Annotated in this window: 11 protein-coding genes; all 11 read right to left on the reverse strand. The window is 61.2% G+C overall.

Annotated features, from left to right (window positions below; genetic code table 11):
- The coding region (gene flhB, locus ACXRVY_RS11475; protein ID WP_458237424.1) for a flagellar type III secretion system protein FlhB at nucleotides 1–910 on the reverse strand (910 nt) is incomplete at its 3' end.
- Nucleotides 911–913: 3 nt separating this feature from the next.
- Nucleotides 914–1,696, reverse strand: a complete 783-nt coding sequence (gene fliR, locus ACXRVY_RS11480; RefSeq protein WP_223461383.1) for a flagellar biosynthetic protein FliR — start codon at nucleotides 1,694–1,696, stop codon at nucleotides 914–916.
- A gap of 3 nt (nucleotides 1,697–1,699) precedes the next feature.
- Entirely contained in the window at nucleotides 1,700–1,969 is a 270-nt protein-coding gene (gene fliQ / locus ACXRVY_RS11485) for a flagellar biosynthesis protein FliQ (RefSeq protein WP_007983364.1), read from the reverse strand.
- The gene (fliP, locus tag ACXRVY_RS11490; RefSeq protein WP_090324267.1) at nucleotides 1,966–2,724 is read right to left on the reverse strand and encodes a flagellar type III secretion system pore protein FliP; all 759 of its coding nucleotides are present in this window, start codon (nucleotides 2,722–2,724) and stop codon (nucleotides 1,966–1,968) included. Before fliP ends, fliQ begins: the two co-directional genes overlap by 4 nt.
- A complete protein-coding gene (fliO, locus tag ACXRVY_RS11495; RefSeq protein WP_223461381.1) occupies nucleotides 2,724–3,167 on the reverse strand; it encodes a flagellar biosynthetic protein FliO in 444 nt (147 codons plus the stop codon). The genes fliP and fliO overlap by 1 nt, the downstream gene beginning before the upstream one ends.
- On the reverse strand, nucleotides 3,168–3,614 hold the full coding sequence (gene fliN / locus ACXRVY_RS11500; protein WP_223461379.1) for a flagellar motor switch protein FliN: 447 nt from the start codon (nucleotides 3,612–3,614) through the stop codon (nucleotides 3,168–3,170).
- A 66-nt stretch (nucleotides 3,615–3,680) separates the two neighbouring features.
- Nucleotides 3,681–4,649, reverse strand: a complete 969-nt coding sequence (fliM, locus tag ACXRVY_RS11505) for a flagellar motor switch protein FliM (protein ID WP_057398369.1) — start codon at nucleotides 4,647–4,649, stop codon at nucleotides 3,681–3,683.
- 9 nt (nucleotides 4,650–4,658) lie between these two features.
- Entirely contained in the window at nucleotides 4,659–5,162 is a 504-nt protein-coding gene (fliL, locus tag ACXRVY_RS11510) for a flagellar basal body-associated protein FliL (protein ID WP_223461377.1), read from the reverse strand.
- A 185-nt stretch (nucleotides 5,163–5,347) separates the two neighbouring features.
- Entirely contained in the window at nucleotides 5,348–6,712 is a 1,365-nt protein-coding gene (locus ACXRVY_RS11515) for a flagellar hook-length control protein FliK (protein ID WP_223461375.1), read from the reverse strand.
- Nucleotides 6,713–6,811: 99 nt separating this feature from the next.
- Nucleotides 6,812–7,162 (reverse strand): Hpt domain-containing protein, encoded by a 351-nt coding sequence (locus ACXRVY_RS11520; protein ID WP_223461373.1) that lies wholly within the window; start codon nucleotides 7,160–7,162, stop codon nucleotides 6,812–6,814.
- A gap of 30 nt (nucleotides 7,163–7,192) precedes the next feature.
- The coding region (locus ACXRVY_RS11525; protein ID WP_458237425.1) for a SpoIIE family protein phosphatase at nucleotides 7,193–8,328 on the reverse strand (1,136 nt) is incomplete at its 5' end.

Below are 8,328 nucleotides of genomic sequence, written 5' to 3' on the forward strand. Positions count from 1 at the left end.
CACGGATCTTCAGGGCCAGGAAGTCGCTACCCTTGGCCAGCAATACCGGCGCATTGCCCTTTTCCGGGTCGTACTTGAGGGCCACGGCGTAGTGCGTCGGGTTGGTGATGACCACGTCGGCCTCGGGAATGGCGGCCATCATCCGCCGCTGGGACATCTCGCGCTGCAGCTGCCTGATCCGCTGCTTGACCTCCGGCCGCCCCTCCTGGTCCTTGTGCTCGTCGCGCACCTCCTGCTTGGTCATCAGCAGTTTCTTGTGGCTTTCCCAGAGCTGCACCGGCACATCCACCACAGCGATCAGGATCAGCCCGCACGCCATCCACAAGGTGCTCCAGCCCACCACTTGCAGACTGTGAATGATCGCCATGTCCAAGGGCTCATGGGCGATGCGCAGCAGGTCATCGATGTCCGATGACAACACCGCCAGCGCCACGAACAGGATGATGATGAACTTGGCCAGGGCCTTGAGCAGTTCGATCAGCGACTTGGTCGAGAACATGCGCTTGAGGCCGGGACCGGGGTTCAAGCGACTGAATTTGGGCGCCATGGAGCTCGCCGCGAACAGCCAGCCACCCAGGGAAATCGGACCGATGATGGCGGCCAGCACCAAGGTGATCATCACCGGCTGGATCGACCACAGGGCAATTTGCCCCGAACGCATCAGGTAGGTGGCCATGTAGCGCTGATCCAGAATCACTTCCCGCGGCAGCGAGAAGTTGATGCGCATCAGCTCCATCATGTCCTGCGCCATGGCGCCGCCAAAAATCAGCAACGCCGAGGCACCGACCAGCATGATCGCCAGGGTGTTGAGCTCCTTGGAGCGGGCTACCTCCCCCTTCTCACGGGAGTCCTGCTTGCGCTTCTCCGTGGGGTCTTCTGTTTTGTCCTGACCGCTTTCGCTCTCGGCCATGACTCAGCTCGCCCGCGCCATTTCGCGTAACAACTGCAAGGCTTCGGTGGCCAGCGGTTGATACTGGTTGAGAATGTCCGCCAGCCCGACCCAGACGATGAACAGCCCAAGCACCAGGATCAGCGGGAAGCCGACAGAAAAAATATTCAGTTGCGGCGCCGCCCGGGTCATGACGCCAAACGCGATGTTGACCACCAGCAACGCGGTGATCGCCGGCAGCACCAGCAACAACGCCGAACCGAGCACCCAGCCGAGCTTGCCGGCGAGTTCCCAGTAGTGATTGACCATCAGGCCACCACCCACCGGCAGCGTGGTGAAACTCTCGGTGAGGATCTCGAACACCACCAGATGACCGTTCATGGACAGGAACAGCAGCGTCACCAGCATGGTGAAAAACTGCCCGATCACCGCCGTCGACACACCGTTGGCCGGGTCGATCATGGAAGCGAAGCCCATACCCATCTGGATGGCGACGATTTGCCCGGCCACCACAAAGGCCTGGAAGAACAGCTGCAAGGAGAAGCCCATCACCGCACCGATGAGAATCTGCTCGGCAATCAGCAGCAACCCGCTCAGATCCAGGGCATTCACCGGCGGCATCGGCGGCAGGCCCGGCGCGATGACCACGGTAATGGCCAAGGCGAAATACAGGCGGATGCGCCGGGGCAGCAGGGTCGTGCCGAACACCGGCATGACCATCAGCAAGGAGCCGACGCGAAACAGCGGCAACATGAACGTCGCCACCCAGGTGCTGATCTGCGTATCGGTCAGCGCAAGCAGTGACATGGTTTAGCCGATGACCTGAGGAATACTGCCGTACAACTGCAGGATGTAGTCCATGAAGGTCTGCACCATCCATGGACCGCCGACGATCAGCGTCACCAGCATCACCAGCAGGCGCGGCAGGAAGCTCAGGGTCTGTTCGTTGATCTGGGTGGCAGCCTGGAACATCGCCACCAGCAGGCCCACCAGCAAACTCGGAATCACCAGGATCGCCACCATCATGGTGGTCAGCCACAGCGCTTCGCGAAAGATGTCGACCGCTACTTCCGGCGTCATGGCGAGACACCGCCGAAGCTGCTGGCCAGTGTGCCGATGATCAGCGCCCAGCCATCCACCAGCACGAACAACATGATCTTGAACGGCAGGGAAATGATCAGCGGCGAGAGCATCATCATACCCATGGCCATCAACACACTCGCCACGACCAGGTCGATGATCAGGAACGGAATGAAGATCATGAAGCCGATCTGGAAAGCCGTTTTCAGCTCGGAGGTCACGAAGGCCGGTACCAGGATAGTCAGCGGCGCCTGATCCGGCGTCGCAATGTCAGTGCGCTTGGACAGGCGCATGAACAGCTCCAGATCGCTGGTGCGGGTCTGGGCGAGCATGAAGTCCTTGATCGGCACCTGCGCCTTGGCGACCGCATCCTGAGCCGTCAGTTTTTCCGCCAGATACGGCTGCAAGGCGTCCTGGTTCACCCGGTCGAACACCGGCGCCATGATGAACAGGGTCAGGAACAGCGCCATGCCGGTGAGGATCTGGTTCGACGGCGTCTGCTGCAGGCCCAGGGCCTGGCGCAGGATCGAGAAGACAATGATGATCCGGGTGAAGCTGGTCATCAGCATGACAAACGCCGGGATAAAACTCAGCGCGGTCATGATCAGCAGGATTTGCAGGCTGACCGAGTATTCCTGCGCACCCTGCGCATTGGTGCCCAGGGTAATGGCCGGGATCGACAGCGGATCGGCGGCGAATGCCAGTGGCGCGGCCAGCATCAGGGCCAGCGTCAAGACGATGCGTAGCGCACCCATTACTTCTTATCCTTCTGATCTTTACCCAGCATCTCCAACAGGCGCTGGGCAAATTCCGGCGTCGGCTTCTCGGTACTCGGCACTTGCACCGGCTCCTTGAGCACGTGCAGCGCAGCAATGTTGCCGGGGCTCAGGCCCAACAGAATCTGCTCGTTGCCGACCTGCACCAGCATCAGCCGGTCGCGCGGCCCCAGCGCGCGGGAGCCGACAATCTCGATCACCTGCCCCTTGCCGGCCGGACCGGCCTGCTGGACCCGCCGCAGCAACCAGGCGAGGAGAAAGATCAGCCCCAGCACCAGCAGCAAGCCGAACACCAGCTGCGTCAGCTGGCCAGCCACACCACTGCTCACCGCTGGCGCAGCGGCGGTAGCAGCTGTCGCAACCGGCTCGGCCGCCAGCACGCTGAACGGCATCGCCAGCACAAACCCAAGAACCTTTTTCACTCAGCGCAGCTTCTTGATGCGTTCGCTTGGGCTGATCACGTCCGTCAGGCGGATGCCGAACTTCTCGTTGACCACCACCACTTCGCCGTGGGCGATGAGCGTGCCATTGACCAGCACGTCCAGCGGCTCGCCGGCCAGGCGATCGAGCTCGATCACCGAACCCTGGTTGAGTTGCAACAGGTTGCGGATGTTGATGTCGGTGCTGCCCACTTCCATGGAAATCGACACCGGGATATCGAGGATTACGTCCAGGTTCGGACCGTCGAGGGTGACCGGATCGTTGTTTTTCGGCACGCTGCCGAACTCTTCCATTGGCAGGCGGTTGGACGCGGAGCTGCCGGAATCGGCGGCCAGCAAAGCGTCGATGTCAGCCTGCCCGGCATCGCCGGTTTCTTCCAGGGCCGCAGCCCATTCATCGGCCAGTGCCTGATCGTCCTGCGTGTTCATATTGTCAGTGTCCTCGGCGAGCAAAAATTCAGAATTCGGTTAATCGCGAATGGGTTCTAGCGCCGGTCAACGGCGCTCGATCGGCTCGATCACTTGCAATGCCAGGTTGCCCTTGTGCGAGCCCATCTTGACCTTGAAGGCCGGCACGCCGTTGGCGCGCATGATCATTTCTTCCGGCATCTCGACCGGGATCACATCCCCCGGCTGCATGTGCAGGATGTCGCGCAGGCGCAACTGACGACGGGCCACCGTCGCCCCGATTGGCACGTCGACGTCCAGCACGTCCTGGCGCAGGGCGTTGACCCAGCGCTCGTCCTGGTCGTCGAGGTCCGACTGGAAGCCGGCGTCGAGCATTTCGCGCACCGGTTCGATCATCGAGTACGGCATGGTCACGTGCAGGTCGCCGCCACCGCCATCGAGTTCGATGTGGAAGGTCGACACCACAATGGCCTCGCTCGGGCCGACGATGTTGGCCATGGCCGGATTCACTTCCGAGTTGATGTACTCGAAATTGACTTCCATGATCGCCTGCCAGGCTTCCTTCAGATCGACGAACGCCTGCTCCAGCACCATGCGCACCACACGCAGTTCGGTCGGGGTGAATTCACGCCCTTCGATCTTGGCGTGCCGGCCGTCGCCGCCGAAGAAGTTGTCCACCAGCTTGAACACCAGTTTGGCGTCGAGGATGAACAGCGCGGTGCCGCGCAGGGGTTTGATCTTGACCAGGTTGAGACTGGTCGGCACGTACAGCGAGTGCACGTATTCGCCGAACTTCATCACCTGCACGCCGCCGACCGCCACGTCCGCCGAGCGACGCAGCATGTTGAACATGCTGATGCGGGTATAGCGGGCGAAACGCTCGTTGATCATTTCCAGGGTCGGCATGCGTCCACGGACGATGCGATCCTGGCTGGTCAGGTCATAGCTTTTGACGGTGCCGGGTTCGGCAGCGTTTTCGGTCTGTACCAGACCATCGTCGACGCCATGCAACAGCGCGTCGATCTCATCCTGGGACAGCAGGTCCTGCACGGCCATGTCGTGTTCCTACTGCAGTACGAAATTAGTGAAAAGCAACTGTTCGATCACCACTTTGCCGAGCTCTTTCTGCGCCACTTCCTGGACGCTGGCGGTGGCTTTCTGCCGCAGCATTTCCTGGCCGACCGGCGACGCGAGAGTCGCGAAGTCCTGCCCGGAAAACAGCATCACCAGGTTATTGCGGATCACCGGCATGTGGACCTTGAGCGCCTCCAGATCCGCCTGGTTACGCGCGAGCATGGTGATGCTTACTTGCATGTAGCGCTGGCGACCGTTCTGGTTGAAGTTGGCCACGAAAGCCGGCGCCATCGCCTCGAAAATCGCGGGCTGTTTGCCGACGGGAGCGATTTGCGCCTCGGCGGCGGCAGGCTTGCTCTGAGCGCTGTGCATGAAGTACCAGGTCGCCCCCACGGACACACCGATCGCCAGCAGCAGGGCCACCACGATCACGATAATCAGCTTGAGTTTGCCTTTGGTTGCGGGGTCTTTTACTGCTGCGTCGCTCTTCGCCATGCCAATAATCCGTCACTAATCGGGTTTTCACAGTCGCACGGCAAGGCAAGAGCAAGTGTTATGCCATGTAGGAGCGAGCCTGCTCGCGAAGAATTCAAGAGCGCCGCGTTTAGCCAGTAAACACGCGTTATCGTTAACGATCATCGCGAGCAAGCTCGCTCCCACAGGGTCAGGTATTGTGTTCGTCAGGCGTAGTAATCGACCGCGCTGGAGCCGATCACGCTGATGGTATTGGCAGCCACTTCAGCGACGCCCGGGGTCATGTCGTCATCCGTTGAATCGAGGCGACCGCCGCTGGCGCTGGTCTTCCCGCTCTGGCTTTGCCGGGCCTGTTCCTGCCCTTGCTGCGAACCACGGGACTGGTCCGAAACGTTGACATCGACCTGCCCCATGCCCTGCTGCGCGAACATGTCGCGCAAGCGATGGACCTGGCCATCCAGCGCCTCACGGACACCCGGATGCGCACTCATGAACGTGACCTGGGTCTGTTGATCGGGAACCATGTTCACCCGAATGTCCAGGCGCCCGAGCTCAGCGGGCTGCAACTGGATGTCCGCGGCCTTGAGATTGGCGCTGGACAGGTACATGACCCGGTTCACCACCTCTTCGGTCCAGCCGCTCTGGTGCATGGCGATCGGCTGGTTCACCGGCAAGGCATTGGCTGTCTTCGGTGTGGCCGCCTGGGTCAGCGCGGCCAGACGGTTGGCGAAATCATCGACACGGGTGTCGCTGCTGGCGGACTTGAGATCCTTCAGGCCGTCATCGATCAAGCCGCTGAAAGCCTTGTCGTCCCCTTGGTTGGTGCTGTTCTTGTCGGCCTGAACATCCAGCAGAGTCGCCATGCCGGCGGCAAAGTTCTGCGCCGGTGTCAGCTCACCGTCAGCCTGGGCTTGCGCCTGTGTCGGAGCAGCCTTGGGCTGCGCCTGGCTGGAAGCCGAAACGTGACCGCTCTGTTCCATTGCCAGGCGCACCGCCGGCAATGCATCGAGCGGATCAGCCTGCGGATCGAAATCGCCGTCAGCAGCAGCCTGTGCCGGCGTGGCTGTTACGGTGATTGCTGCGGCAACCGGCGCGCCAACCGTTGGCGGCACAATGTTGGCCACGGCAGGTGTTGCCGGCGCCGGCGCAGTTACTACTGGCTGTACGGCTTGCTGCAACGAGGGATCAAGCGCCGGATCGAGCGGTACGGCATCGACGATCAGCGCCGGCTCGGCATCTGACGCATCATCGTCGACAGACTTGTCGTCAGCCTGCACCGGCGTGTCGGCAGGCAAGGATTTGCCGCCATCGGCAACCACCGGCTCCCCGGCGGCAGACTTGTCGTCGCCAGCGTCTTTTTCTCCGGCGGCATCGGAGCTTTTTTCGCGACTCGGCTTGACCGAGGTATCCGCCGACGCATTAGGCTTGCTCTGGGCCTGATTGGCATAGACATGAGCGAAGCTTGCGGCCTTGTCCCCGGGCTCAGCGGTCTGCGCCGGAGGATTGGCGCAGGCGGCCTGAGTCTTGGCCTGCCTGGAGGCCTGAAGCAGAATATTGGGGGTAACGGGCATGAAACGGTCTCCGCTGCACGGGGCTCGTAAGTACAGTTGGAGAGTTAACTGCAAAGGTCGAGCCAGTTTCACTCGAAGGAGACCAAATGAAGCGCATGCTCAGATTTTCGCCGCGCAACGCTGTCGTTCAGCTTCGTAAAGAGGCCGGATGCCGGCGAATTCGTGGTCGATTTCGCCGACCAGCTCCTGAATGCCAGCCCATGGCGAGCTTCTGGCCTGCTGTTCAAGCCGATGGCATAGTTCGGCCAGCCTGACCGCGCCCATATTGCTGCTGCTGCCCTTGAAGCTATGGGCGGTTGCAACGAGCAATGCAGTACTGTCAGCCGTTCGCAAGGCGTTCAGGCGCTCTTCGGAGTCCGCAAGAAAGATATCCAGCAAATCGGGATAGCCCTCTTCCATCACTTCCTGTAACGCACTCAGCACGCTGCGATCCACATGTTTGTCGTCCACTTGCTCACTCCTTGATCAAGAATGCGCGGATTACTGCGCAGCCTTCCAGATAAACTCCACGTTTGCACTTCGACCATCGTCGGTCCAGCGGGCATTACGCCCCAACTGGCGGATCAGACTGACTCCACGTCCCGACAGGCGGATGTCATCCACAGGTCTTTTCATCACCCTCTCGACATCGAAACCCTTGCCGCTGTCTTCGATGCGAATGGTCAGGCAACCGCCGTCCTCTGTTGGCGCCACCTGCAAATGCAACCGTACATAGCCTTCCTGAAGTTCGTCCAGCCGGGTATTGCGTTGCTGATAATAACGCGCAAAACCCGTCGCATCGCGCTTGAGGCTCGAGTCCAGCCCCAGCACGCCGTGCTCCAGCGCGTTGGAATAGAGTTCCGCCAGCACACTGTAGAGCGCACCGCTCTGGGCCCGCAGACCATGCACCTCAAGCAGCAACTGCAACAGATAGGGCAACGGATTGAAGCGCTTGAGCGTGGCGGCGCGAAACTCGAAGCTCACCGACCAGTCCAGCGGGCACGACTGGCCGCTGTCGGAGTAGACCAACGCCGGCGCAGCGACCTGCGTCGGCTCCAGCAAGCTGATTTCAACCATGCTGACATCGTCGCGCGCTTCTGCGCCAAACTGTCGCAGCGCCCGCTCGATCTCTTCGAACAGCGCATCTGGATGCCGATTGGCGGCAAACACCTGCTGCAATCGCTGCACGCCAAACAACTGGTCATTGGCGTCGCAGGTGTCGATCACCCCATCGGACAACAGGAAAACCCGATCCCCGAGCGCCATGGGAAACACCTCGGTGCGCTCATCGAAGGATTCCGGGCTCAGCACACCCAAAGGCAGATGCCGCGCCGGCAGAGGCGTTCGCTCGCCACTGGCAATGCAATGCAGATAACCGTCGGGCATTCCGCCGTTCCAAACCTCCACCGAACGACGCTGAAAACTCAAGCACAGCAACGTGGCACAGCAAAACATGTCCACCGGCAGGATGCGCTTGAGCTTGGCATTCATCTCGCGCAGGGTTTCCGCCAGGCCATAGCCCTTGGCGGTCATTCCGTAGAAGACTTCGGCCAGGGGCATGGCACCCACCGCCGCCGGCAGACCGTGGCCGGTGAAGTCGCCCAGCAGCACGTGCATGTCTCCGGCCGGGGTGAACG

This window comes from Pseudomonas sp. P5_A2_2 (genome assembly GCF_054177685.1).